This window comes from Stenotrophomonas maltophilia group sp. Smal32 (assembly GCF_030237085.1).
Lineage (GTDB): Bacteria > Pseudomonadota > Gammaproteobacteria > Xanthomonadales > Xanthomonadaceae > Stenotrophomonas > Stenotrophomonas maltophilia_Q.
Map to the genome: position 1 here is coordinate 1 of NZ_JASJSI010000067.1, position 23,602 is coordinate 23,602.

The window sequence follows — 23,602 nt, forward strand, 5'->3', positions numbered from 1 at the left end:
TCACAAGGACGAGGCGGCGCACATGCCCTATATAGGAATCGGACTCCACGTACTGGCGGCCATCTACTTCGCGGTGCACGCCATCCGCTCAGGCCAGAGCCTCTACTGGCTCATCCTGCTCTTCTCCTTCCCGCTGCTCGGCAGCGTCGTCTACTTCCTGGCGATCTACTTTCCGGAAGTCCGTCACTCGCGCGGCGCCCGGCAGGTCGTCCGTTCCGCCAAGCAGCTCATGGACCCGGGCCAGGACCTGCGCAACGCCCGTGCCGAACTGGCGCGCACGCCCACCGTGCAGAACCGGGTTCGCCTGGGGATGACGCTGCTGGATGCAGGCCAGGCCGAGGAAGCCAGAACCCTGCTCGAGCAGGCGGCCAGCTCACCGCTGGGCGACGATCCCTACATCCTGACCGGCCTGGCGCGTGCCCGCCTCGATTCCGGGCAGCCCGCGCTTGCGGCGGAGACACTGGACGGCCTGTTCGCCCGCCACCCGGATGTGCGCCGCAAGCCGGAACAGACGCTGCTTTACGCGCAGGCACTGGCGGCCACCCAAGCGCTCGGCACCCGTGCCGCGTTCGAGCGCGCGGTGGAGTGCGGAAATGACGCGGCCGCCCGCTGTCTGTATGCCGAATGGCTGATGGCACAGTCGCAACCCGACGACCGCGAGCAAGCTCGCAGCCTGTTCGCCGGCATCATCGACGATGCCCAGCACTGGTCGCGCCACGCGCGCAGCCACAATGCCGTCTGGTTGGAGCGGACCAAGGCCGCGTTGAAGGGCTACTGACGCCTGGCAGCCGTTGGCAATCCTGTCGCATCTGCCTCGCTCACAGCCTCGCCGGGCAGATGCCGACACTCGCTAGGCTTGCACCACCGACATCGCCGATAGCGTTGCAGCGCAAGGCTCCAGCTTGGTTGCGTCGTATGCAACGATTCTGAAAATGTTGAAAGTAGTGACGTCATCAGCCCTACTGCATTGGCATCACGCATAGGTCCGCGTATTCCTTGCCCTGCCACCGTGCATCGGTGGTCGGGATTCGAAACCCCGGTTGTGTGGATGTTGCTCGCACTTGCCAGCCGGCACTGCTTCGCGCGGTGCCGGCTGGCAATCCGTCAGTCGGCTATGGCGGGCGGTGCGTGGAGGCCTTGTGCCTGCCCGGTCATCCACACACGGGGTTTCGAACCACGCACCGTCCGCCACCTTTATCGGTGGCGGCTTCTGCATGCACGCAAGGAGCCCAGCCATGACCAAGCCCCACTCCCCTGCCCCGCATCCGATCCACGAAGCGTCTGCGAACAGCCCCGAGCTGGATCCGAACACGCTCATCGCCCTGCTGCACAGCATCGGCTCGGGCGCCGCCTCCGATGGCCAGCCGTGGCCGGAACGCCATCAGATGCCCGGCCGACGCATCGCCCTGGCAGATACCGATTGCTCGCTGGCGGGCCTTCGCGTGGTGTTGGAGATCCTGCTGGCCGCGCAGCGTGCCCGCGAGAACGGCGAGCTGGAGCAATACGTCGGCCCGCGCGTGATGGAGGGGCTGATCATGGCCGGAATCGGCCTTACCGCACACGCCAGTACCCGACTGCATCCGGAGGGCTGAGTGGCCTGGTGGCGCTGGGCGGCCACCGCGCTCTGTCTTGTGGTGGTGGTTGCGGCACAGGCGCTGTTTCCGGCGCCGCCGGTGCCCTCGCCTGTCGCGTTCCAAAGCATCAACGATGATCGATTCTCACAACTGCGCCGCCAGGCGATGCAGTTCGTGGACTCTCGGCCTCGGCAGGGCTTCCAGTTCGTCGAGCGGCATCGAGATGCCGCGTTCCAGGTTCATTGCCGGGGCATACCCGTGCTGTGGCTGGAGGGGCGCTCGCACCATCTGCTGTTGCAGGTCTCACTGGACGCGGAGCGGCGGGCGCCTGCCATTGTGCGGTTGCGGGCGCTCCTCCAATGGCAGTTGGAGCCGTTGGATTACCTGGAGCAGGTACTGGCTGGCGTGCCGGAGCCTGTTCTGTTGGATCGGGTGCTGCAGATTCTTGCTGGTGATGTGCCTGATGGGGCGCGATGTGGCGTGCCGTAGTCGAGCATGGCTCGACTGTACAGGGCTGCGGGCAGCGAGGGTTCGGGCTCCGGCCCTGCCGCTAGTCACCTGCGCGACAGGCATTGGCCCAGTGATCATGCGAGTCACTTCCCGGCATCGATCCAGCCCGCATCGCGCGCACGCGCAAGATCTTCTGGCGTATCGATATCCAGGCCCAGTTCCGGTGCCTGTAGGACATGCACCGTATCGACAGGAAGTTGCCGCAGGCGCGCTCCGAAGCCGCGGTCACCGCTTGCACCCACTTGATTGAACCATGCGCGCGGCACTACCGCTGGAATGCCAAGCGCGTTTCCATGATGGGTACCCGCGCACCCTGATGCCGAGATGCGGGCACCCGAAAGCAGCGCCTGCAGATGGGAGCGCTCGATTGCGGGCTGGTCGCATGCCACGACCATCACGGCAGCCACCGCGGGCAGCAGATGTGTGCCAGCAACCTGCAGGCTGCTGGCCAGGCCGCGTTCCCAGTGGTGGTTGGTTACCGGGGTGGCATCCAGCCCGGCAATGCTGGATGTCACGGCCTGTGCGTTCGCACCCACCACCACCAGTACCTGCGATGGCGCGAACTCCAAGGCCAACCGCGCCACGCGATGTACCAGGGTCTCGCCCTGCCGGGTCAGAAGCTGCTTGGGCTGGCCAAGTCGAGTGCTCCCGCCCGCAGCAAGCACGACGACCGCATGCGCGTCAGTCACCTGCCGTGCGCGCTTCGCCATTGCTGCAGCTGCGCGGCGATGCTGAGCGAAATCGCCTCTGGCCCTCGGCCGTCGATGTCCAGGCCGACAGGTGATCGAAGTCTCGGGGAAAGGCGGTGGCGCTGATCCGGTGTCAGCAACTTGAACAGGTCCTCGCGCCTTCGCCGCGGACCCAGCAGTCCAATGAACGCAACTTTGGTATCAGCCAGGGCCACCAGCGCCTCCCGGTCCAGTTCGAAATCGTGATGCATCACCAGTACGGCGTCGCACGGGTCGCCATGAAGGGCCTCGGCCGGGTTGGTCTTAAGATGCGCATCTGCGCACTGCCCGGCTGAGGCCCAGCGCGCTCGCCGTTCGGCCACGCTGACCCGCCACCCCAGGCCCCGCAGCAACGGAACCAGGAGGGGCGTTTCGGGACCGCCCCCCAACACCAGGGCCCGCGGAAGCCGGGGCAACGGCAAACGCCACGCACCCTCGCCAAAGGGCTGCGTACCCTCCATCGGATGCAGCTGCCACGCCTGCTCGCAATTGCCGGCGCGGAAAACGATCTGCCCCGATGCACGAAGCTCGCGCTGGAGTGGCACACCCTCGCGCAGCCATGCCTCGATGACAACGTCGATGCCGGCCATGGCACGCAATGGCAGGAGCGCAATCCGCAGCCGGCCGCGGCACCCGAGCGCGGACCCGCTCAACAGGTCGTCGTCACTGCGGGTGTCGATCTCGATCCAGTCGACCCGCCCTGCCGCGCTCACCTGCTCCGCGCGTCGCGCGAGCTCCGGCTCCAAGCATCCGCCGCTCAGCCAGCCGACCTGGCTGCCGTTGCAGAACAGCACCATGTCGCCGGCACCGGCGTAGGTGGAGCCATCGGATTCCAGCACCAGCGCGAGCACGGCGTGCTCCCCCGCGCGCACGCGCGTCAAGGCCGTCTCGAGTACGCCGCGCGGGCTACCTTCGGCGAGGAAGCCCGGCGCTGCGGACAGGTGCTCGGCAAGATCGCCGGGCTCCCCTCCGCCTGCGGCGGAGGCCTCCAGAGTGGTCGAGGCTGCGGGACGGTCCATGCGCAAGGGTCAGCCCACGTCGGGCAAGCCGGGCAGCAGCTTGTCCAGCGTAATGGGATAGTTGCGCACGCGCACGCCGGTTGCGTTGTAGACCGCATTGGCGATCGCGGCGCCTACCCCACAGATGCCCAGTTCACCCACACCCTTGGCCTTCATCGGCGAGATCACCGGATCCAGCGTGTCGAGGAAGACCACTTCCTGGTACGGAATGTCGGCGTGCACGGGAACCTCGTAGCCGGCCAGGTCATGGTTGATGAACAAGCCCAGCCGTTTGTCGACCACCAGCTCCTCCATCAGGGTCGCGCCCGCACCCATCACCATCCCGCCGATGACCTGGCTGCGTGCGGAGAGCGGATTGAGGATCCGGCCGCCATCGCATACGGCAAGCATGCGGCGGATGCGCGTCTCTCCAGTGTAGGCATGCACGGCAACCTCGCAGAAATGCCCTGCATAGGTGCCGACGTCGTAGCCTTGTTTGAAGTCGCCGAAGGCAATGCCGTCCTCCGCCGACAGTGTGCCCGCCTCCGCCAGCTTGATCGTCCGCCCGCCCGCCTGGATGCGGCCATTGGCGAAGTCTGCGGTGTCGCCGTCGAAGCCCAGTTTCTCGCCCACCTTGCGGCGCAGGCTGACGCACGCCGCGTACACGCCTGCGGTGGAGCTTGCCGCGCCCCACTGGCCGCCGGAACCGGCGGAGGCGGGATGACGGGAGTCGCCGAGGGTCACCTGGACCCGCTCCAGCGGCACGCCCATGGTCTCGGCTGCCGTCTGCGCGATGATCGTGTAGGAGCCGGTGCCAATGTCGGTCATGTCGGTCTCGACAATCACCCCGCCCTGGCCGTCAAGCCGGACCCGCGCCGCCGACTTCATCGTCGGTGCGCCGCGATAGCCCGCAGACACGCCCATGCCGACCAGCCAGTCCCCTTCCCTGACCTGCGCCGGCCTGGGGTTGCGCTTGTTCCAGTTGAAGCGCTCCGCGCCTTCGCGCAGGCAGCGCACCAGGTTGCGGTCGGAGAACTTCTTGGACGGATCGCCGGGTACCACCTCGGGCTCGTTGAGGATGCGGAACGCGATCGGGTCGAGACCCAGCTTCTCGGCCATTTCGTCCATCGCAACTTCCAGCGCCATGTGGCCCGGTGCTTCGCCCGGTGCGCGCATCGCATTGCCTTCGGGCATGTCGAGCGTGGCGATGTAATTGGCCACCAGGCGGTTGGCGCCCGCATAGAGCTTGGGCGTCTGCAGGGTGCCGTTTTCGCCGTCCTCGCCGTTGATGTTGCCCGACCAGTTCTCATGGGCGATGGCGGAGATCCGGCCATCCTTTCCGCAGCCGATCCGCACGCGCTGGAGGGTGGCGTGCCGGTGCGTGGTGTTGTTGGGCATCAACGGGCGCTGCAGCGCGATCTTCACCGGCCGCCCGACCTGCTTGGCCGCCAGCGCGGCCAGCACCGCGTCGGCACGGATGAACAGCTTGCCGCCGAAGCCGCCGCCGATATAGGGCGAGTCCACACGCACCTTGGCAGGATCGATGCCGAGGATCGCCGCCATGCCTTGCCTGGCCCAGTCGATCATCTGGTTCGCCGTCCACAGCGTGAGCGTGTCGCCCTCCCAGGCGGCGATGGTGGCGTGCGGCTCCATCATCGAATGACTTTCGTCGGAGGTGTGGTACGTCTCGTCCAGCTTGACCGCGGCGCTCGCGTAGGCGGTGTCGAATTCGCCCAGCGTCTGCCGGTCGGGCTTGCCGTCGCGTCCCTTTGCCAGCGGCGCGGTTGGTGCCAGGGCGGGGAAATCGAAGCGGCCCTTGTCGCGCTCGTAGCGGGTGCGGATCAGCGCCGCGGCGGCGCGGGCCTGCTCGAAGGTCTCTGCCACCACGCAGGCGATGGCCTGATGGTAGTGGGCCACTTCGGGTCCGCCGAACAGCGGCGCATTGTTCCAGTTCGATGTGTCGACCGGCTTGGTTTCCGGTGCGGTGATGACCGCCAGTACGCCGGGCGCGGCACGTGCGCGGGAGGCATCCATCGAAATGATGCGCCCCTTGCCGATGCCCGCACCGACGATGTAGCCGTAGGCCTGGTTCGGCGCCACGTCATGGCGCTCGTAGGCATAGGGGGCGGTGCCGGTGGTCTTGCGTGGACCGTCGATGCGCGGCGTCGACTTGCCGACGACCTTGGCATTGTCGAACAGGTTGTCGCCGGCGGGGGCGTTGAATTCAAGGGGCATCAGCGCTCTCCTTCCACCAGCACGGCTGCGAGGGTGCGCTCGGCGAGAGCGATCTTGAACGCATTCTCCCGCGTCGGACGGGCACCGGCGAACACCTGCCGGGTCGCGGTCTTCACGCCGTCGCGCAGCAGGGGTTCGGCTGCCTCGACGCGCCACGGCTTCGGCGCGACCCCACCGAAGGCGAACCGCGCCGAGCCGTCACGCTGCACGACCGCGGCGACCGACACCAGTGCGAATGCAAAGGACGCGCGGTCACGTACCTTGTGGTACACGTGCCGACCGCCCAGAGGCTCCGGCAGCGTGACGTGGGTGATCAGCTCACCGCGCTGCAGCACGTTGTCCTGCTGCGGCCTGTCGCCCGGGGAACGATGGAAATCGGCAATCGGGATGCTGCGCGTACTGCCGTCACCCCTGACGGTCTGGATCGAGGCGTCCAGCACCCGCAGGGCCACCGCCATGTCGCCCGGATAGGTCGCGATGCAGCTGTCCGATGTGCCGATCACGCCCATCTGCCGGGAGAACCCCTCGAGTGCGCCGCAGCCGGATCCGGGCAGGCGCTTGTTGCAGGGCAGGTTGGGATCGTAGAAATACGGGCAGCGCGTGCGCTGCAGCAGGTTGCCGCCGGTGGTGGCTTTGTTGCGCAGCTGCCCGGAGGCGCCTGCCACGATCGCGCGGGTCAGCACTGCGTAGTCGCGGCGCACGCGCTCATGCGAGGCCAGCGCGTTATTGGTGACCAGCGTGCCGATGCGCAGGCCGCCCTCGTCGGTGGGTTCGATCCTGTCCAGGCCGATGTCCTGCACATCGACCAGGTGCGCTGGCGTCTCGACCTCCAGCTTCATCAGGTCGAGCAGGTTGGTCCCTCCGGCCAGGAACTTCGCGCCCTCGGTACCGGCGACGGCCCTGGCGGCCTCGGCCGGGGATTTCGCGCGTTCGTAACTGAAGGCCCTCATGAGCGCCTCCCTGCAGAGGTCACGCCAGCGACCTCTGCCATCGCCTCGGCAATGTTGGAATAGGCCCCGCAGCGGCAGAGGTTGCCGCTCATGCGTTCGCGCATTTCCATGTTGGTGGCCCGGGGCCGTGCGCTGACGTCCGCCTGTACATGGCTGGGGACACCCCGCTTGATCTCGTCCAGTACCGCTACCGCCGAACAGATCTGCCCCGGCGTGCAATATCCGCACTGGTAGCCATCATGCTTGATGAAGGCGGCCTGCATCGGATGCAGGTCATCGGGCGTTCCGAGGCCTTCAATGGTGGTGATGGCATCGCCCTGGTGCTGTACCGCCAGGCTGAGGCAGGCATTGATGCGCTCACCGTTGACCAGCACGGTACAGGCGCCGCATTGACCGTGGTCGCAGCCCTTTTTCGTTCCAGTCAGCTTCAGATGTTCGCGCAGGGCATCGAGCAGCGTGGTCCGGGTGTCGAGCTCAAGCTCCCGCCGCTCGCCGTTGACGGTCAAGGCCACCGTGCTGATGACCGGCGGCCTGGGCGGCGGGGGCGCCGCCAGTTCGGCGGCGAGTGATGATGCCCCCGGTGCGGCGGACATCGCCACGGTCGTGACGCCGCCGGCGATCACCTGGCGACGCGTCAACTTCATTCCTTCATCACAACTTGGCACAGTGACCTCCTGGCGTTCGGGGAAACCCCGTGGCTGGATGGACGCGCTCACACTACCGAAGGGCCACTATGCCCATCTGCGGGGTACAGAGCTGTGAAGTCGGCGAAATGTACGAACATGATGCAGCAAGCCCGAAGAAATCGGCTGCATCCAGCCACAGCGCGGCACTCTTGAGCCATGCGTATGCCTCACTGGATGACTCACAGTCCTGTTTGTCCCTCAGCATGAAGAACATGATGGCCCGACGCTACAAAGGCGTTGGCTGGGAGGGCTCGGGTTCGTGGATGGAGCCCTCCAACAAGGCAACGTAGGTATCGAGCCTGGTGCGAAGGCCGATCAGCATCCAGCCCAGCAAGTACAGCAGCACCATGGCGAAGATCAGTAGTGCACCCAGCAGGCCAACATCGAAAGCGCCCGGCCAGTCGCCCCATTTCCAGCCGCGGAACTGCAGGTAGAGGGCAATCAACAGCGGGAATGGTCCCAGCCGCTGCAGGCCGCCATACATCATGCCCATGCGCTCCATCATGTTTGTGCGCAAGGTGCTGACGAACTTGAGTCGCCGCTCGCGCTCGATGCGAGGGAAGTCGCGAAGCTCGGTCACCACCGCTTGCCAGTGGGCGAAGTCTTCATCCATCTCCCGGGCGTGCGAGAGCCGCGGCTGGCTGAACTGGCGAATGCCCCTGCGGGCGGCCAGGACGCCACCGACAATGAACCCTCCGATCTCGATTGCCAGGCAGGCAACAACCACCTGGAGCACTACGCCGAGAGGCAGCCATCGATCTGGAAGCTGACCCATGAGAATGCCGATGATCGCCGCACCCACGCCGATGCGAAACGCCCACGTCTCCACCCTGCCCGCCTTGGGGTAGATGCTGTGCTCAACCAGCCCCTGCACCCGCTGGTAGGGCCAGTGGAATGTCAGTTCCTGCGAATCGGTCTTTGCCGACGGATCGAATTCGCCCGCTGCCTGCATGTCCATTGCATCCTCTGCCCCACCGGCCAGGTTGCCGGCGCCACCATCGTAGCCGAGCTGGGTTGTGGCGGAATACGGCCTAGCCGTGTAATCGTCAGGGCCAGGACCTTCCCGGATTCGAGCATGGCCCGACTCTACAGAGGCGGAGCCTGCGGGCCGACCCGAACATGCACCACATGGCTGACGCCGCGATGGAACATCTTGGCGTACGGGCAGACGCGTTCGGTGTTGCGAACGAGTTCGCAGGCCAGGTTCTCATCCATGCCGGGAAGATGTACCACGATCTCGGCCGACAGCAGGTACAGCCCATCTGCCGGATCACGGGCGAAGGTGACCGCCACTTCGATGCTGGGGTTGTGCAGCAGCAGGCCGGCACGCGCGGCCACCAGCACCATGGCACCGTGGAAGCAGCCAGCGTAGCTCGCGGCCAGCAGCTGCTCAGGATTGGCGCCGCCGCCAGGCCCGCCGAGTTCCGGCGGCAGGCGCAGGTCCACCGCCAGTGCACCGTCGTCCGACCGCACGACGCCGGACGCCCGCCCGTGCTGGGCCTGGCCACCGCTCACCCGCACGCGGCCGGTGTACAGCGGCTTCACGTCGTCGCCCTGGTAACGGTCCAGCATGGCGGGCGAAGGAGGCTTCAGCTCGGTCATTGCGCGGTTCCATCAAGCGCAGCTGCGGCAGGCGATCGATGCGCCGCTCAGGCAGGCTGCCGCTGCGACAGGCCGGACTGCTGCAGCCAGGCTTCGAAATCGACCTGCCCCAGCCACGCGTGTCCGACCGGCACCAGCGTGTCGATCTGCAGCGGCGCGCCGAAGTACAGCGCCTCGGCATCCGCAACGACCTGCCGGGAATCACCCGTCAGTTGCAGATAGCGCCTGGCCAGATCCGCCATCGCGCTACGCTGCGGCCCGGCAATTTCCAGCACGCCATTGGCTGGCGCCTGCTGCGCGATGCGTGCCACCGCTTCGGCAACATCCTCGGCGGCAATTGGCTGCACGTCGGCGGCTGGCAGCCGCAGGGTCTCCCCATCGCCGGCGGACTGGATGATGCCCGGCAGGAACTCGAAGAACTGCGTGGAGTGGATGATGGTGTACGGCAGGCCCGAGTCGCGGATCAGTCGCTCCTGTGCGATCTTGCCGCGGAAATAGCCACTGGCTGCCAGCATGTCGGTGCCTACGACGGAAAGCGCAACGTGGTGACGTACGCCGGCACGGATAGCGGCCGCAAGTATGTTGTGGCCAGCGGTCAAGAAGAACGAAAGCACTGCCGCATCTTCGAACGAGGGCGAGTTGGCCAGGTCCACCACCACGTCGACGCCGTCCATGGCGGCATCCAGACCTTCACTGGTCAGCACATCCACCCCGGTCGAGGATGCTGCCACCACGATCTCATGCCCGGTTACGCGCAGGCGTTCCACCACCTTGCTGCCGATGCGGCCGGTACCACCGATGACGAGGATCTTCATTGCGTATCTCCTGGAATGTAGAAGGGCTACCGGATGTGGCCGGGCGCAGGCATCGTAGGTGGCGCGGGCGCGAGGTAGTAGGTCCATGGCGGGCCGCGCACTGTTGCCCGGCACGCACCAATACGCTCACGCCCAGCCAGGCCGTGCGCCGTCGTTCAGAGGGGTGGCCTGCTGGCGTGCTTCCCAGTGCGAGATCACATCCAGTTCGAGCGCGCGCACCCGCTGCGTGCTGAAGTCGATGAAGGCCCGCACGCGCTTGGGCAGCTGGCGGCGGCTGAGGTAGCAGAGGTAGTGGCCGCGATCGAGCGGTGCATGCCGATCCAGGCAGGTCACCACCCTGCCCGCCCACAGCGCTTCACGCACCTGATAGCTGGGCAGCTGGGCGATGCCCAGCCCGTCGATGACGGCCTGCAGGGCCAGGTCGGCATCGTTGAACACCAGTGCGGCCCGCGGCTGCAGGTGCACTTCGGCGCCGTCGACACGGAATTCCCAGGGCTGCATGCGTCCGCCCGGCAGGCGCCGCCCGATGCAGGCATGTGTGGACAGCGCATCCACCGACGCCGGTAGACCGTGCGCCTGCACGTACGCTGGTGATACACATACGACCAGCTGCATCGGCACCAGCTGCTTGGCGATCACCTGGCTGTCTTCCAGCAGGCCGTCGCGAAATGCCACGTCGATGCGGTCACCGGCCAGGTCGGGGGCCTGCTCGTCCAGCAGCAGCTCCACTGATACCTGCGGGTACTCGGCACGGAAGGCTGCCAGCAGGGGGGCAATCACCCGCCGGCCGAAGCCGTGGCTGGCACTGATGCGCAGGTGCCCGCGCGGCGGGCCCTCGCGCAGGTCGCGCATTTCCTCCAGCGCCTGCAGGATGCAGGTCACGCCCGGGTTGCAGCCCTCCAGGAACAGCTCGCCTTCGCGGGTCAGCGTGGTCGAGCGCGTGGTGCGCAGGAACAATCGCACGCCCAGCTGGCTTTCCAGCTTCTGCACGCTGCGGCTGACGGCCGAGCGGCCGATGCCGAGGCGGTCGGCCGCGCGCGCGAAGCTGCCCTCGGACGCCACTGCAATGAAGGCCAGCACGCCGGCGTAGCTGGTGGAGAAGGACGCATTGAGCGCATCGTGGCCGTCGCTGGCCGGGCGGGGCGTTGCGGCGCTCATGGGTTGCCTGGCTCCATGCGGGCACGTTGTGCGTGCAGGTGGCTCCGCGCCAGCGCCAACCGTTGCCTGCACGTGGCAGGGTCGAGCCCCAGCAGGGGCACGATGTCCTCAAATCCGGCGCCCAGCACGTCGTGCAACAGCAGGATCGCGCGTGCGTCGGGCGGCAGTTCGCGCAGTGCGGCGAGGAAGGCCTGCCAGACCTGTTCGCTGGCAGGGCGCGATGCGGTGCGCAGGTGCGATGAGGTATCCATGCCCGGCAGACGGCCGAGCATCGGCCGCTGTGACAGGACATTGGTGCTTTTCATGCAACAGCGTGCGGCCCGGCCCCCGCCTACCGGCACTGCGAATGCAGGCCTAGCCTCGTTGTGCCCTTCACTCGCTACAGGAACACACCATGAACGCACGCCTGGATTACGCCGCGCAATCCCCCGAACTGTTCAAGAAGCTCGGCCTGTACTCGCATGCCGCCCACACCGCCTCGATCGAAGCGGCCATCATCGATCTGGTCAACATCCGTGCATCGCAGCTCAATGGGTGTGGCTTCTGCCTGGACATGCACGTGAAGGAGGCCACCCTGCGCGGCGAGCGCCCGCTGCGCCTGCATCACCTGGCCGCATGGCGTGAATCGACACTGTTCAGCCCACGCGAGCGCGCCTGCCTGGCCTGGACCGAAGTACTGACCCAGCTGCCGGCGCAGGGCGTGCCGGACGAGCTGTACGCGCGCGTGCGCGGCCAGCTGTCCGATCAGGAAATGGTCAACCTGACCCACGCGGTGATGGCGATCAACGCCTGGAACCGTGCCAATGTCGCCTTCCGTACCACGCCCGGCACCCTGGACGCGGCCTTTGGCCTGGACAAGGCCGGCCTGGCCTGATCCTTCCGCCGCTGCACCATGCAGCGGCCCTCCTCCACCGCATTGGAGACCTGCCATGCGTCGTCCTGTTCTGGCCCTGTTTGCGCTGCTGCCACTGTGCGGCGCTGCCGCCACCCCGTCCTCTGCAGCGCCCGAGCCCCGGGTGCGCGAGGTGATGACCCGCGCCCTTCCGGAGCAGCCCGGCAAGGAAGCGCTGATCCTTACCGTGGAGTACCCGCCGGGTGGTGCTGATCCCGTCCACTGCCACGATGCCCATGGCTTCGTCTACGTCCTGGAAGGACGGATCGTGATGGGTGTGGCCGGCGGCAAGGAAGTTACCCTTGGCCCGGGCGAGGCCTTCCATGAAGGCCCGGCCGATCTGCACACCGTAGGCCGCAACGCCAGCGCTACGGAGCCGGCGAAGTTCGTGGTGTTCCTGATCAAGGACATCGGCAAGCCGGCGGTGCTGCCGCCGCACTGATTGCACGTCCGGCGCTGGCACCAACGACAGGTTCCCGGGTGTCACAATCCGGGGACCTGTCCCGTCTACGCTGGCATGGACGATTCCACAGCGCTGTTCTCACGCCTCCGCCCACGCCTGTTCGGCGTGGCCTACCGCATGCTTGGCTCTTCGCACGAAGCCGAGGACGTGGTGCAGGATGTCTGGCTGCGCTGGCATGGCGCCGACCAGTCACAGATCGAGAATCCGGAAGCCTGGCTGGTGGCGACCACCACCCGTCGCGCCATCGACGGCCTGCGCCTGGCCCGGCATGCGCGCGAACACTATGTGGGCATGTGGTTGCCCGAGCCGCTGCTGACCGATGACACCGCCACGCCGGAGTACGTGCTGGAAACCGCCAGCGATCTGTCGGTCGCTTTCCTCAGTGTGCTGGAACGGTTGGCCCCGGATGCACGTGCGGCCTTCCTGCTGCACGATGTGTTCGATCAGGATTACGCGGTGGTCGCGCGGGCCTTGGACAAGACGGAAGCCGCCTGCCGGCAGATCGTACATCGCGCACGTCAGCAGCTCAGGCAGGAGCGCCCGCGCTACAACGTCCCGCAGGACGTGCACCAGAAACTGCTGCGCCGCTTCGCCGAGGCCGCATCCAGTGGAGATTTCCGCACGATGAAGGCGCTGATGGCCGAATCGGCCGAGCTGGTGGGTGACGGCGGCGGTATCGTGACCAGCTTCCCCGGGCCGATGGTCGGGGGCGCACGCATTGCCCAGCTGCTGTATGCCCCGCACCTGCGGCGCAGCGCGCAATTGCGGATGGTCCCGGCCATGCTCAATGGACGGTTGGGACTGCTGCGCTATTTCGATGGCGTGCTGGAGGCGGCGATGGCCTTCGAGACCGATGGCGAACGGATCACGCAGGTCCTGGTGCAGCGCAACCCGCACAAGCTGCAGCGGTTGGCTCGCCCTACCGACATCCAGTAGTTCCACGCCAGGTGTGGATGGCGTCCGTTGTCGGCCTCGCCCTTGCGGGATTCGAGCGGGGCGCCGATGCGCCCCGTCGAAAACCCTTGCTTGCGCTGTATCCGCAGAATCCGATCAGAAGTCCCAGAACACCGGTACCCAGCGGAACGTCTCGCCCTCCAGCGACACCCGGCCCACTGACGGGAACGGAAGATGCGTAGCCACCAGCATTTCGCCGGTGCCGGCCAGTTCCTTCAGCAGAGCGATGCGTACGCGTGCGGATTCCTCCGGGTCGTGCTCAAAACCGTTGTGCCAGTTCGGCTGGTCGAAGCCGACCGCGAACACCGCGTCACCGGCAAAGGTCAGGGCCTGCCCCGCGGACGCTACGCGCACCACGCAGTGGCCCGGGGTATGCCCACCGGTACGGCGGGCCGTCACGCCTGGCGCGATCTGCTGTTCGTCCTGGAAGGTATGCACATAGCTACTGTACTCGGCCCAGAAGTGCTTGGCCGTGGCGCGTAGCGCATCGGGGAAACCCTGCGGCATGTTGGTGCGGCTGAAGTCCGGCGACTTCCAGAACTCCACCTCCGCTGCGGCCACGTGGATCTTCAGGTCCGGGCGCAGCTGTTCCTTCACACCTTCAACCAGCAGCCCACCGACGTGGTCCATGTGCATGTGGGTGATCACCACATCGGTGATTTCGCCCAGGTTGATACCGGCAGCACCGAGGCGACGGATCAGCTGGCCGGCGCGCGGCAGCTGCAGGTCCGGGTCCATGCCCAGGCCGGCATCGATGAGAATGGTGCGGTCACCGCTGTGCACCACCATTACGTTCAATGCCCAGTCGAAGGCATCCTGCGGCAGGTACATTTCTTCGAACCATTCGGCACGGTCGGCCGCCGGTACGTTGTGGCCGAGCATCTGGGTGGGCAACGGCAGGACGCCATCGCTGATCACCAGTACTTCGACGTCGCCCACTTTCAGGGCGTAGCGCGAGGGCACCAGTTCATCGAGGGCGGGGGCAATGGGCGCGGCGGTGTTTTCCATACTGAACATGAGGGATCTCCACGAAGAGCCATTTGGCGGGCAGCAATGCAAGGCTGGCGCTAGCGATTCCGGGCGCTTTCCCACGACGCAGGGCGCGGCGCGACCAGAGCGCGGATGCCTGGCACGCCAGCACTGCGTGGCTCATGGGAAGGTGGGCCACTGCGTGAGCGGTGGGCCCGGGACACGGCAGGTGCCGTGTGGGATCAGCCTAGGCAGCACGCCGCAGGTGCGGTAGGCCCGTGGAGGGGTACGTCATGTTGCGTTCCGGGAAGCAATGCCGACCCGCCTTCGCAGTTATCGCTACGGGCAACCATGTCTGTGCCCGGCAACTCACATACCCAGCTCCGACAACCCCGGATGATCATCCGGGCGACGCCCCAGCGGCCAATGGAACTTGCGGTCGCTCTCCTTGATCGGTAGGTCGTTGATGCTCGAGAAGCGGCGCTGCATCAGGCCGTCCTCTCCGAATTCCCAGTTCTCGTTGCCATAGGAGCGGAACCAGTTGCCGGAGTCGTCGTGCCATTCGTAGGCGTACCGGACAGCAATTCGGTTTTCGGTAAAGGCCCAGAGCTCCTTGATCAGGCGGTACTCGAGCTCCTTGTTCCATTTGCGTGCCAGGAACTGCCGGGCTTCTTCCCGGCCGTTGGTGAACTCGGCACGGTTACGCCACTGGGTGTTGAGCGAATAGGCAAGCGACACCTTGTCGGCATCGCGGGAGTTCCAGCCATCCTCGGCAAGGCGCACCTTCTGCGTGGCCGATTCGAGGGTGAACGGAGGAAGCGGCGGACGGGGGTGTTCAGTGGACACGGGGAAACCTCCAATCGAAATGGACACACGGGTTGCTTCAAACGATCTGGCGTACCCAGGCGCTAACGCCTGGCCTGTTCCAGCAATAGCTTCGCGACATCCTTCGCGGTGTCTGCGGCGTCGTAATCACCCATCACGCGCGACAGGGTGATGGCGCCTTCCATCAGGACCAGCAGCTGACGGGCCAATGCCGCCGGCTGCTCCACATCCAGCTGCCCGGTAAGTTCCAGCGTGTAGTCGAACAGCTTCTGCTTGTGATTCCGCGCGATCTCCCGGATCGGATCGGCAGGGTCGCCGACCTCGCCCGCGGTATTGATGAACGCACAACCGCGGTAGCCCTCGGACTGGAACCAACCCTTGAGCACGGTGAACATGCCGAGGATGCGTGCTTCCGGGGTATCAGCCTTGTCGCACTCCTGCCGGAACCAGGCCAGCCAGCGCACGTCGCGCGCCCTCAGCGCGGCAGCGGCCACGTCGTCCTTGTTCTCGAAGTGGCGGTAAATGCTCTTCCGCGCCACGCCGGAGGTCTTCACCAGCAGGTCCATGCCGGTGGCATGGATCCCGTTCTGGTAGATCAGCGCCTCGGCCGTGGCCAGGATCTTCTGGTGGGTGTCGATGGTGGCCTTGCTCATGACCACAATGTAGAACGATCATTCTCCCTCGTCAACAGGCAATGGCGAGTGGTCCGCACGCGCACATTTGTGCAAGACGATCTATCAAGAAATGCGGACAGTACATCACCCAGATGCCTGATTACGGGCGCAAAGTACGCCTCACCACCCACCCATGAGAGTTCCCGCATGAACACCTTCGCCCGTACCCTGGCCGTTGCCGCCCTCGCCCTCTCGGTCCAGGCCGGCCTGTCCGCGCAGGCCGCCGAACCGGCCAAGCCGGCTGCAGTCACCAGCATCGCGCGCACCGCCAGCTACATCACCACCGCCGATGGCGTGCAGCTGTACTACAAGGACTGGGGCCCGAAGAACGGGCCTGTCGTGACCTTCAGCCACGGCTGGCCGTTGAACTCGGACAGCTGGGAATCGCAGATGATCTTCCTGGCCGATCATGGCTACCGCGTGATCGCGCATGACCGTCGTGGCCACGGCCGTTCCAGCCAGCCGTGGGACGGCAACGACATGGATCACTACGCCGATGACCTGGCCGCGGTGATCAATACGCTGGACCTGCACGATGTCACCTTGGTGGGTTTCTCTACCGGTGGCGGCGAGGTGGCGCGCTACATCGGCCGGCATGGCACCGGGCGGGTGAAGAAGGTCGTGCTGATCAGCTCGGTGCCGCCGTTCATGCTGAAGACCGCCGACAACCCCAACGGCCTGCCGATCGAAGTGTTCGATGGCATCCGCAAGGCACAGATGGATAACCGCGCGCAGCTCTACAAGGACATCCCGTCGGGCCCGTTCTACGGCTTCAACCGCCAGGGCGCGAAGGTGTCGCAGGGGCTGATCGATGCGTGGTGGGCGCAGGGCATGCAGGGCGGCCACAAGAACACCTACGATTCGATCGCCGCGTTCTCGGCCACCGATTTCCGCGCGGACCTGAAGAAGTTCGATGTGCCCACGCTGGTGATCCACGGTGACGACGACCAGATCGTGCCGATCGATATCTCAGGCCGCCAATCGGCAAAGCTCATCAAGGGCGCCAGGTTGATCGTCTACCCGGGTGCGCCGCATGGCCTGACCGACACCCACAAGGACAAGGTCAACCAGGATCTGCTGACGTTCCTGCAGGAAAAGTGAGTGACCGGGGCTCCGTTGTGATGGCGGAGCCCTTCCTGCCCAGAAGCAGGGCTGGCACCGGGTATGCGCCGGGTGCCGTGTCAGTACACGATTGCGGGCGTGGGATTTCAGGCCAACGATGGAGCGCGTCCCGCACTTTGATGAAGGGTTAACCTCCGACGGAGGACACTGCACCCTCACGGCTCTTCTCCGGCGCAGAATCCTTTGCTCCCGTGTCCAGCCCAAGACGACACGGCCATGCACCCTCCCAATGCCTTCCGGATCCATGCGATCCAGCCCCTTCTTGCGCGCAATGGCGCCATCGTTCGCCTCGATCAGTTGCGATCGACCTGCAAGAGCTGCGGCCTGCGCTCATCAATGACCGAGGACGCCGGCATTCAGACGAGTCCATCGGGCACGACGCTCACCTGCCCTGCATGCGGTGCAACAGGGCTGATGGACGAGGTGGAGATATGGCACCACTGGCTTGAGCAGTGCCGCCGCGAACGGATGCTGGCGCTCTTTGATCCAGTGCCTGACGACCCCCTGGAGCCAGACGGCCCGAAATGAGACCTGTTGTCCTGGATTGTGCGGCCGCCGCGTCAGCGCCGCGCTTCAGCCGCCGCCCGGGTGCCGCCCCGCCAGGCTGCCCATCGTGAAGGCGTAGCCGGCCTCCTCCAGCAGCGCCCTCATGCGCAGCTCCACGCGCCGGGGTGAAAGCAGGCTGTTGGGCGCATACAAGGCATAGACGTAGCCGGCGCCGTCGATGATCTCACGGCGCACGGCGCAGTCGTTGGATTCAGCCGCCTCGGACCAGACAGACATCAGCCTCGCGGGACTGATGGACTGCCCGTTGCGAAGGCGAAAGAACAGCCAGCGCACTCCCAGGGACTGGGTTGGATTCAACCTAGCCACTGCGAGCCTCCAATGCGCCGGAAGAGATCCCTGAGAACTTCAGGATCCAATCGTGGATGCTCGTCCTTTGAAGATCGCGGAAGGTCGATGCGCGCGGCACCCTTCACCAGTGCAGGCAGATCGGACTGAAGGTCGATCCACCATCCCGCGGGCAGCCGGAGCCCCGTGCCCGTTCTATCGTAGATGCAGATCGGAAAAGTCATCGCGTTGCTCCTGAATGACTTGAGCATACGCTTGCGCGATGTCAGGTCCGGATGCGACGCCTAGGGAGATGCCGCATCGACGCGCTTTGCGCATTCGAACACGTGTGCTTCGTCCTGCTGGACCCTGCGGAATGAGTCCAGCCAGCTGAATGCTGCGCCACGGTTCTGAATCATGTCGCCGAGCCTTCCGGTCAGGCACCGTGCGCACTCCATGCCGCCTGGGCTGGGCGCATGGCAGCAACGGCATTGCGCCATCGTCGTGGTTCTCTCCGGACGACATTGGTACATGATCTTGGTCATCAGGCTGATCGCCTGGCTTTGCGAGGACATGCACGCTCCCTGTCTGCAACGGAAGCAGCCGCGCGGCGCGCGGCTCCTCCTCTTTCTCAGCGGCGTGTATCGCCGCCGAGACCGCCCTTCTTTTCGTCCGCTGGCTTTGGGCTCTCGCGATCCTTGTTGTCCTGCTGCTGTTGCTGTCCCTGCTTGCCAGGCTCCTCCCCTCCGGGTTCGCCCCCCTCGACCCGCCCCTGCTGCGTGGGCCGTTCTGCTTCAGAGGAAGCATTGGAGCGGTCATTCCTGTTCTGTTCGGGGACGCTGTTCATTTCGATTCTCCGCCGCAGCAAGTCTGCTGCCGATTGACTGTGGGCGTGTCGCCGTTACGGGAACGTACGGGGAAGCGCCCCATATGAACGACTGTCATGAACAGGCTCGCAGCAAGAAGTGTGTACAGTGAGGTTTCAAAAAGGGGTAACGCCGTGATCCAGGGAAGAAGCAAGCACGTTGTGGACGTAGAGCGTGAACTGGCCCACTGGAAGGCCGCGTTCAACCTGGGCGCCCTGCCCGCGATGAGCTTCCGCTACGAAGTGGCGCCGGTTATCCGGCTTGCCTGCGATATCTATGTGAGAGATCCGCACGGCGCCCGGTCGGCATGGATCGACGATCTGCAGGGCAGGCTTGCGAAGCGATCGAGCCTGCGCGGTCATCCTGGCGCAGCAGAGATCGCCGATCGGTGCTGGTCGCTGCTTGGCTGCGCCTAGGCGCGGCTGGCTGCGTGATTCCGCTCGCGCATCAGCTCATCATTCAGTACGTGGACAATGGACATCACCGCGTCGGCAAGTCCACGGGAATCGCTGATGGATCCGTAGAAGTAGATCCTGGCGCCTTCAATGCGAACATCCGCCAGCTGGAGCTGGGACGCCAGGGCTCTGCACTTGATGAGGAACATCTCTGTCCAGCGGGCGCCTGGCGCCAGATCGAGCAGCGCGGTGATGGCCTCGTCGGTGGATGCGTCTACACGCTCATGCAGCAACGGGACATCGAAGCCGACGATTCTTGGGAGCATGGAAGCGTTCACCTGAACATCCTCTCGCTGACGGGCGCTGCGAGCACTGTCCACAATACAACGGATTGCCCCGCAGGAGTGGGTGGCCGGCTCTGCGACGGGTGACCGTCGATGCGCTACGCATGCGCGCGCTCCATCTGGAATCAATGGCCAACCTGAGCGTCAACCCTGCCGGCATGCCGCGCGTCCGCCACCGGAATGCGTGAGCGCGACGTATTGACCATTGCCTGCGGCATTTCAAGCGCCTGCACCACCCGATGCTGCGCACGATGCTCGCTGCCCTCGACGCCCACGACGTAAACGAAACGTCCGTCGAATTTGGCTTGTGCGCCCTCGAAGAGATCGTCGGCCTGCAGTGCCCGCTTCAATGACTTCATCCACGCCCGTTCAGGGATGCGGTCCAGCTCCACCACGATGGCAGCGCCTCCGCAGTCCAGGCGCATGCACTCCACACGCAGTACACGTGGCGAAGCGGGGTTGGCGTGGGATCGGTGCATGACGGACACTCCAGTGCAGGGGACGGCGGCAGTATCCATGGCGCTCGCCAAGACGCCGTCAACACGTCCCGTGGCACCTTCCATGCGACGTGGACGGCATCGAGAGGCGGGGTCGCTTCGACACCGAGCTGACAACCCACACGCGTCGCGTTGATGCAGCACAGGACACACTGCAGCTCCGATGGCAACGCAGGCATGTGCCAATGCAACCCGATATGAACCAGCGGAATCGATACAGTCTGCTGCTGGTGGAAGACCAACTGGACCTTGTTGCCCTCATGGGACAGGCGCTTGAAGAGGGCGGTGGCCAGGTAACACACGCCTACAGTGTGTTCGATGCATTGGGGCTGCTGGATACGCAGCGATTCGACGGTGCCGTTCTGGATGTGGAGCTTCGTGACGGTGTGGTTTTCCCCGTCGCCGATCGCCTGGCTGAACTCGGCATCCCCTATCTGTTCGTTTCTGCGGTGTACGACCAGCTGGTGCCGCTGCGCCATCGGCGTGCCACCTTTGTTGCCAAGCCTTTCCATATCGAGCGATTGCAGGAGGCTGTGCAGCGTGTGATGGGAAACGACGGCGCACCCGCCATCACTCACTGATCCCCGCTACCCAGCACGGCACGCCCTCGAAGGGCGTGCCGCCTCTGCCATGGTCGCCTGAGTTCTTCGGCGATCCAAAGCGCGGCGGATACGGCCATCAAGGATGAATGGCGAAGATGAAGAAATCCTCATCGCGCTGCCATCCGAGTCCTGCATAGAGCGCCTGCGCAGCCGCGTTGTCCTTCGCCGTCTGCAGCTCGATGCGCGCTGCGCCGCGTCTTCGTGCTTCTTCAACGGCGTTGATCATGAGGGTGCGGGCAACACCAGTGCGACGTGCTGGTCTGTCGACGTAAAGATCATAGAGTACGAAGCTTGGGCGTGCGCTGATGGAGTCAAACAGCGGGTACAGCTGGGTGAACCCGACAAGGCGGTCCCCATCTGCCTCGGCCACCAGTACAAGCGAATCGCCTTCTGACAGGCGTGCATGCATGAATTGCCTTGCCAATGGCAGGTCTGCCGGCTGCGCGTAGAACTGTCGATACTTGTCGAACAGCATCGCGACCTGTTCAAGATCTTCCGCGCTCGCCACTCGTGTGTGTGTCTTCACTATTTCGGCTCCAGCTTCAGGCGGAACAGAGAGGGCTCCACGAAGGGCGCGGACCTCTCCGCGGAGGAGGCCGAGTCACCTCGGGCATTGCTGGGTCATGCCCCTCGATCACAGGGAAAGGCCGCCCTCAGCCCATCGACGACCAAGGGTGCAGCATCCTGCTGCAGTTTCCCTTGGGGCAGCTGTCGAAGATGTGAAGCGACCCGGTCAACCAGCTCGTGCGGAAGAATCCGGCCTTGGCCACACCACTGGGCGTGGCTGGCATCGGCAACGCCCTGGATATAGGCGCTGGCGCGAGCGCTGGACAGGTTCCGGCACTGATCGCCGTCGCAGAAGCCGTCGGCGCCTTTGCCCTGCAGCAGGGTGAGGAGTTCGGCGCCACTGACAAGCCAGGTGCGTGCCGGTTGCGTTGTTCCGGCGAGGGCGGACCCCGCCAGGGCGCAGAGGCCAAGTGCGAGGAGCCGACGCATGCCGCGGCGCGCGTGGAGGGCGTGATGTCCTTTCATGTCGGGGTCCTTGGTGGTCGTCTCTGTGGGTTCCACGCAGCGAGGGTCAAAGTCGATCGAGCTGGTTGCGCGGATGAAACTCCGGGTCGTCCCGGTCTTCCAGCATGGCCTCCACCAATGTCTCGAAGGATGCGGTGGCGGTATCCAGGTCAGTGGAAGACAGGAAGCTGGATTCGCCGTGGCCTGCCAGCGCAATCGCGGCAATGGTCTCCCGCTGATCGTTCTCGGCCCAGAGATAGTCGTGGATCAGCGCCACCCCCTGGTCACCTGCCTTCAGGAAGTCGGCGGCGCTTCGTGCCACCGCAAGAAACGCAATGAGATCGTAGAGGCTTTCTGAATAGGTCAGCGATCCTGCAACAAAGTGCGTGCTGCTGCGGTCATGGGCGGCGACCCGGATGTTCTCAGCCTGTGCAGAGGCCAGGAAGGCTTTCAATGCGGCGCGATTGTCGGGGTAGCGGGCCAGCAGCGCCTGGCAGTCCGCAAGCAGGTGATCCAACGCCTCGTCGCTTGAAGAGGCCAGGTATTCACCGTTTCCCAGGTGCCACTGCCCGGCGATGCATCGCCAGTCGGACCATCGGGACGCTGTGGGCACGGGCGCGGACAGCCATCTGGAGAGATCTTCGGGGCACAACTGCAGGCGGAGCAGCGCTGAGTAAGGCTCTGACAAGGCAATCATCCATGGTGTCTGCGTGTACAGATGGCTTGTAACAGACGACGGTCGGCCGGCCAACACCCGAACGGCGCTCTCAGGGTTGGCCGCAACCGGGCGTCGAGCTATCGCGCAGCCGTCGACCCTCTGCCCACGCACCGACCCGTCATCACCAGCCGGCGCACAGGCAGTGCTGGCGTGCGCAGGCGTTCAAGCAGCATCGACATCGCGGCCCGCCCCATCTCCTCAACCGGTTGCTCGATCACGGTGATGCCCGGCTCGACCAGTTCGGTCCAGCGTTCGTTGTCGAAGCCGGCCAGCGCCAACGCCTCGGGAATCGCCAGCCCAGCGCTGCGGGCGGCTTTCAATGCCCCCATCAACAGCAGGCTGTTGCTGGTCACCAGTGCCTCGGGGCGTGATGGCGTGGCGAGCCACTGCCCGACCGTCGCGATGGCGGCTTCGGCCGTGGGTTCAACCTCGCGGTAGTCCGGCTGCAACCCATGGGTGCGCATCGCAGCGAGATAGCCGTCGCGACGCTCGGCCGCCGTGGTACTGGTGCTGCCGAACAATCCGCCGATACGGCGATAGCCGCGCTCGACCAGATGCTCGACCAGGCCCGCCATCGCTGCCGGATTGTCGAGTACCACGCTGTCGATCGACCCGCCGGGGGCGGCGCGGTCCACCAGCACCGTTGGATAATCCAGCGTGAGCCGTTCGAGCCGGCCCACCGTGGTCCGGGTCGGCGCGAAGATCAGGCCACTGATGCGCTCTTCGTGCATCAACTGCAGATACAGCGCCTCCCGCTCCGGGTCCTCGTCGGTGTTGCAAAGGGTCACGCGCAATCCTTCGCGATAGGCCACCTCCTCCACCGCGCGGATCAGCGCCGTGAAGAACGGATTGCGGATGTCCGCGACGATCAGGCCGATGATGCCGGTGTGCCGGGAGCGCAACCGCCTGGCCTGCAGGTTGGGTCGATAGCCGGTCTGCCGGATCGCCAGCTCGACCCTGCCGCGCACGTCCTCGCTGACCGGACCGCCCCCGAGCACCCGGGACACCGTGGATTTGGAGACCCCCGCCACGCGTGCGACGTCGTTGATGCTGATGCTCATTGGAAACGTTCCCGGAAACGTGGGTTGTTCATGGCGCGATGGCCGTTCAGCACAATGCTAACGCCAAAGGACTATTGGCTTTTTGTGCAGCGCACATTGAAATACGGACTGGGAACGTTCCC

The 23,602-nt window shown here is 65.4% G+C and carries 33 protein-coding genes; 10 read left to right on the forward strand and 23 right to left on the reverse strand.

The window, feature by feature from the left end; all coding sequences use genetic code 11:
* The first annotated feature begins 22 nt into the window (after positions 1 to 22).
* The 3 genes from QRO91_RS15260 to QRO91_RS15270 all read left to right on the forward strand — a co-directional run bounded on the left by QRO91_RS15260 (position 23) and on the right by QRO91_RS15270 (position 2,063).
* Complete coding sequence (locus tag QRO91_RS15260) at positions 23 to 778, forward strand: tetratricopeptide repeat protein (RefSeq protein WP_197631967.1); 756 nt, start codon at positions 23 to 25, stop codon at positions 776 to 778.
* Positions 779 to 1,235: 457 nt separating this feature from the next.
* Positions 1,236 to 1,592 (forward strand): hypothetical protein, encoded by a 357-nt coding sequence (locus QRO91_RS15265; RefSeq protein ID WP_197631966.1) that lies wholly within the window; start codon positions 1,236 to 1,238, stop codon positions 1,590 to 1,592.
* Positions 1,593 to 2,063, forward strand: coding sequence for a hypothetical protein (locus tag QRO91_RS15270; RefSeq protein WP_197650037.1), 471 nt, complete (start codon positions 1,593 to 1,595; stop codon positions 2,061 to 2,063).
* 104 nt (positions 2,064 to 2,167) lie between these two features.
* Here the strand turns inward: QRO91_RS15270 and QRO91_RS15275 are convergent, their stop codons facing one another.
* The 10 genes from QRO91_RS15275 to QRO91_RS15320 form a co-directional block, all read right to left on the reverse strand.
* Entirely contained in the window at positions 2,168 to 2,794 is a 627-nt protein-coding gene (locus QRO91_RS15275; RefSeq protein ID WP_197650038.1) for an NTP transferase domain-containing protein, read from the reverse strand.
* A complete protein-coding gene (locus QRO91_RS15280) occupies positions 2,770 to 3,831 on the reverse strand; it encodes an XdhC family protein (protein ID WP_285310458.1) in 1,062 nt (353 codons plus the stop codon). Before QRO91_RS15280 ends, QRO91_RS15275 begins: the two co-directional genes overlap by 25 nt.
* Positions 3,832 to 3,840: 9 nt before the next feature.
* Entirely contained in the window at positions 3,841 to 6,045 is a 2,205-nt protein-coding gene (gene paoC, locus QRO91_RS15285) for an aldehyde oxidoreductase molybdenum-binding subunit PaoC (protein ID WP_285310459.1), read from the reverse strand.
* Positions 6,045 to 6,995, reverse strand: coding sequence for a xanthine dehydrogenase family protein subunit M (locus tag QRO91_RS15290; RefSeq protein ID WP_197650041.1), 951 nt, complete (start codon positions 6,993 to 6,995; stop codon positions 6,045 to 6,047). The genes paoC and QRO91_RS15290 overlap by 1 nt, the downstream gene beginning before the upstream one ends.
* On the reverse strand, positions 6,992 to 7,639 hold the full coding sequence (paoA, locus tag QRO91_RS15295) for an aldehyde dehydrogenase iron-sulfur subunit PaoA (protein WP_005416549.1): 648 nt from the start codon (positions 7,637 to 7,639) through the stop codon (positions 6,992 to 6,994). Before paoA ends, QRO91_RS15290 begins: the two co-directional genes overlap by 4 nt.
* Positions 7,640 to 7,907: 268 nt before the next feature.
* Positions 7,908 to 8,639 (reverse strand): hypothetical protein, encoded by a 732-nt coding sequence (locus tag QRO91_RS15300; RefSeq protein ID WP_197650042.1) that lies wholly within the window; start codon positions 8,637 to 8,639, stop codon positions 7,908 to 7,910.
* 128 nt (positions 8,640 to 8,767) lie between these two features.
* Entirely contained in the window at positions 8,768 to 9,283 is a 516-nt protein-coding gene (locus tag QRO91_RS15305) for an OsmC family protein (RefSeq protein WP_012480266.1), read from the reverse strand.
* 47 nt (positions 9,284 to 9,330) lie between these two features.
* On the reverse strand, positions 9,331 to 10,098 hold the full coding sequence (locus QRO91_RS15310) for an SDR family oxidoreductase (protein WP_197619187.1): 768 nt from the start codon (positions 10,096 to 10,098) through the stop codon (positions 9,331 to 9,333).
* Positions 10,099 to 10,224: 126 nt separating this feature from the next.
* Positions 10,225 to 11,256, reverse strand: coding sequence for a LysR family transcriptional regulator (locus QRO91_RS15315; protein WP_197650043.1), 1,032 nt, complete (start codon positions 11,254 to 11,256; stop codon positions 10,225 to 10,227).
* Positions 11,253 to 11,561, reverse strand: coding sequence for a sigma factor-like helix-turn-helix DNA-binding protein (locus QRO91_RS15320; RefSeq protein WP_197650044.1), 309 nt, complete (start codon positions 11,559 to 11,561; stop codon positions 11,253 to 11,255). The genes QRO91_RS15315 and QRO91_RS15320 overlap by 4 nt, the downstream gene beginning before the upstream one ends.
* Positions 11,562 to 11,650: 89 nt before the next feature.
* Here QRO91_RS15320 and QRO91_RS15325 point away from each other — a divergent pair, with 89 nt between their 5' ends.
* The 3 genes from QRO91_RS15325 to QRO91_RS15335 all read left to right on the forward strand — a co-directional run bounded on the left by QRO91_RS15325 (position 11,651) and on the right by QRO91_RS15335 (position 13,547).
* Positions 11,651 to 12,130: a carboxymuconolactone decarboxylase family protein gene (locus QRO91_RS15325; RefSeq protein ID WP_049427867.1), complete on the forward strand. Its 480-nt coding sequence runs from the start codon at positions 11,651 to 11,653 to the stop codon at positions 12,128 to 12,130.
* Between the two features lie 55 nt (positions 12,131 to 12,185).
* Positions 12,186 to 12,590 (forward strand): cupin domain-containing protein, encoded by a 405-nt coding sequence (locus tag QRO91_RS15330; protein ID WP_049427866.1) that lies wholly within the window; start codon positions 12,186 to 12,188, stop codon positions 12,588 to 12,590.
* Between the two features lie 75 nt (positions 12,591 to 12,665).
* Positions 12,666 to 13,547 (forward strand): RNA polymerase sigma-70 factor, encoded by an 882-nt coding sequence (locus QRO91_RS15335; protein ID WP_049427864.1) that lies wholly within the window; start codon positions 12,666 to 12,668, stop codon positions 13,545 to 13,547.
* A 114-nt stretch (positions 13,548 to 13,661) separates the two neighbouring features.
* Here QRO91_RS15335 and QRO91_RS15340 read toward each other — a convergent pair whose 3' ends face one another.
* From QRO91_RS15340 to QRO91_RS15350, 3 genes are all read right to left on the reverse strand, one after another.
* The gene (locus QRO91_RS15340; RefSeq protein WP_049427862.1) at positions 13,662 to 14,582 is read right to left on the reverse strand and encodes an MBL fold metallo-hydrolase; all 921 of its coding nucleotides are present in this window, start codon (positions 14,580 to 14,582) and stop codon (positions 13,662 to 13,664) included.
* A gap of 321 nt (positions 14,583 to 14,903) precedes the next feature.
* Positions 14,904 to 15,380, reverse strand: a complete 477-nt coding sequence (locus QRO91_RS15345) for a nuclear transport factor 2 family protein (RefSeq protein ID WP_049427860.1) — start codon at positions 15,378 to 15,380, stop codon at positions 14,904 to 14,906.
* 62 nt (positions 15,381 to 15,442) lie between these two features.
* The gene (locus tag QRO91_RS15350; protein ID WP_197650045.1) at positions 15,443 to 16,012 is read right to left on the reverse strand and encodes a TetR/AcrR family transcriptional regulator; all 570 of its coding nucleotides are present in this window, start codon (positions 16,010 to 16,012) and stop codon (positions 15,443 to 15,445) included.
* A 168-nt stretch (positions 16,013 to 16,180) separates the two neighbouring features.
* On the opposite strand from QRO91_RS15350, the gene QRO91_RS15355 reads away from it, so the two are divergent.
* Both QRO91_RS15355 and QRO91_RS15360 read left to right on the forward strand, forming a co-directional pair.
* Positions 16,181 to 17,134 (forward strand): alpha/beta fold hydrolase, encoded by a 954-nt coding sequence (locus QRO91_RS15355; RefSeq protein ID WP_197650046.1) that lies wholly within the window; start codon positions 16,181 to 16,183, stop codon positions 17,132 to 17,134.
* Positions 17,135 to 17,371: 237 nt separating this feature from the next.
* A complete protein-coding gene (locus QRO91_RS15360; protein ID WP_049427854.1) occupies positions 17,372 to 17,683 on the forward strand; it encodes a hypothetical protein in 312 nt (103 codons plus the stop codon).
* Between the two features lie 45 nt (positions 17,684 to 17,728).
* Here QRO91_RS15360 and QRO91_RS15365 read toward each other — a convergent pair whose 3' ends face one another.
* The 4 genes from QRO91_RS15365 to QRO91_RS15380 are packed head-to-tail and all read right to left on the reverse strand — an operon-like array spanning position 17,729 to position 18,833.
* The gene (locus tag QRO91_RS15365; RefSeq protein ID WP_049427851.1) at positions 17,729 to 18,028 is read right to left on the reverse strand and encodes a hypothetical protein; all 300 of its coding nucleotides are present in this window, start codon (positions 18,026 to 18,028) and stop codon (positions 17,729 to 17,731) included.
* Positions 18,016 to 18,231, reverse strand: a complete 216-nt coding sequence (locus tag QRO91_RS15370) for a hypothetical protein (RefSeq protein ID WP_080354977.1) — start codon at positions 18,229 to 18,231, stop codon at positions 18,016 to 18,018. The genes QRO91_RS15365 and QRO91_RS15370 overlap by 13 nt, the downstream gene beginning before the upstream one ends.
* Positions 18,232 to 18,291: 60 nt before the next feature.
* On the reverse strand, positions 18,292 to 18,561 hold the full coding sequence (locus QRO91_RS15375; RefSeq protein ID WP_049427849.1) for a hypothetical protein: 270 nt from the start codon (positions 18,559 to 18,561) through the stop codon (positions 18,292 to 18,294).
* Between the two features lie 56 nt (positions 18,562 to 18,617).
* The gene (locus tag QRO91_RS15380) at positions 18,618 to 18,833 is read right to left on the reverse strand and encodes a hypothetical protein (RefSeq protein ID WP_080354976.1); all 216 of its coding nucleotides are present in this window, start codon (positions 18,831 to 18,833) and stop codon (positions 18,618 to 18,620) included.
* A 96-nt stretch (positions 18,834 to 18,929) separates the two neighbouring features.
* Between QRO91_RS15380 and QRO91_RS15385 the strand changes: the two genes are divergently transcribed.
* Positions 18,930 to 19,268 (forward strand): hypothetical protein, encoded by a 339-nt coding sequence (locus QRO91_RS15385; RefSeq protein ID WP_219632004.1) that lies wholly within the window; start codon positions 18,930 to 18,932, stop codon positions 19,266 to 19,268.
* Here the strand turns inward: QRO91_RS15385 and QRO91_RS15390 are convergent.
* Both QRO91_RS15390 and QRO91_RS15395 read right to left on the reverse strand, forming a co-directional pair.
* Positions 19,265 to 19,585 (reverse strand): hypothetical protein, encoded by a 321-nt coding sequence (locus QRO91_RS15390; RefSeq protein WP_019336574.1) that lies wholly within the window; start codon positions 19,583 to 19,585, stop codon positions 19,265 to 19,267. The genes QRO91_RS15385 and QRO91_RS15390 overlap by 4 nt on opposite strands.
* Before the next feature lie 131 nt (positions 19,586 to 19,716).
* A complete protein-coding gene (locus QRO91_RS15395; protein WP_100443854.1) occupies positions 19,717 to 20,070 on the reverse strand; it encodes a hypothetical protein in 354 nt (117 codons plus the stop codon).
* A gap of 203 nt (positions 20,071 to 20,273) precedes the next feature.
* Here QRO91_RS15395 and QRO91_RS15400 point away from each other — a divergent pair, with 203 nt between their 5' ends.
* Positions 20,274 to 20,669, forward strand: a complete 396-nt coding sequence (locus tag QRO91_RS15400) for a response regulator (protein ID WP_049427847.1) — start codon at positions 20,274 to 20,276, stop codon at positions 20,667 to 20,669.
* 97 nt (positions 20,670 to 20,766) lie between these two features.
* Here the strand turns inward: QRO91_RS15400 and QRO91_RS15405 are convergent, their stop codons facing one another.
* The 4 genes from QRO91_RS15405 to QRO91_RS15420 form a co-directional block, all read right to left on the reverse strand.
* Positions 20,767 to 21,216, reverse strand: a complete 450-nt coding sequence (locus QRO91_RS15405) for a GNAT family N-acetyltransferase (RefSeq protein WP_197619191.1) — start codon at positions 21,214 to 21,216, stop codon at positions 20,767 to 20,769.
* A 95-nt stretch (positions 21,217 to 21,311) separates the two neighbouring features.
* Positions 21,312 to 21,722, reverse strand: coding sequence for a Rap1a/Tai family immunity protein (locus QRO91_RS15410; protein WP_238378713.1), 411 nt, complete (start codon positions 21,720 to 21,722; stop codon positions 21,312 to 21,314).
* 46 nt (positions 21,723 to 21,768) lie between these two features.
* Positions 21,769 to 22,398 carry a hypothetical protein gene (locus tag QRO91_RS15415; RefSeq protein ID WP_049427842.1) on the reverse strand — a complete coding sequence of 210 codons (630 nt, stop codon included), beginning with the start codon at positions 22,396 to 22,398 and terminating at the stop codon, positions 21,769 to 21,771.
* A 98-nt stretch (positions 22,399 to 22,496) separates the two neighbouring features.
* Positions 22,497 to 23,480: a LacI family DNA-binding transcriptional regulator gene (locus QRO91_RS15420; RefSeq protein ID WP_049427839.1), complete on the reverse strand. Its 984-nt coding sequence runs from the start codon at positions 23,478 to 23,480 to the stop codon at positions 22,497 to 22,499.
* Positions 23,481 to 23,602 lie beyond the last annotated feature (122 nt).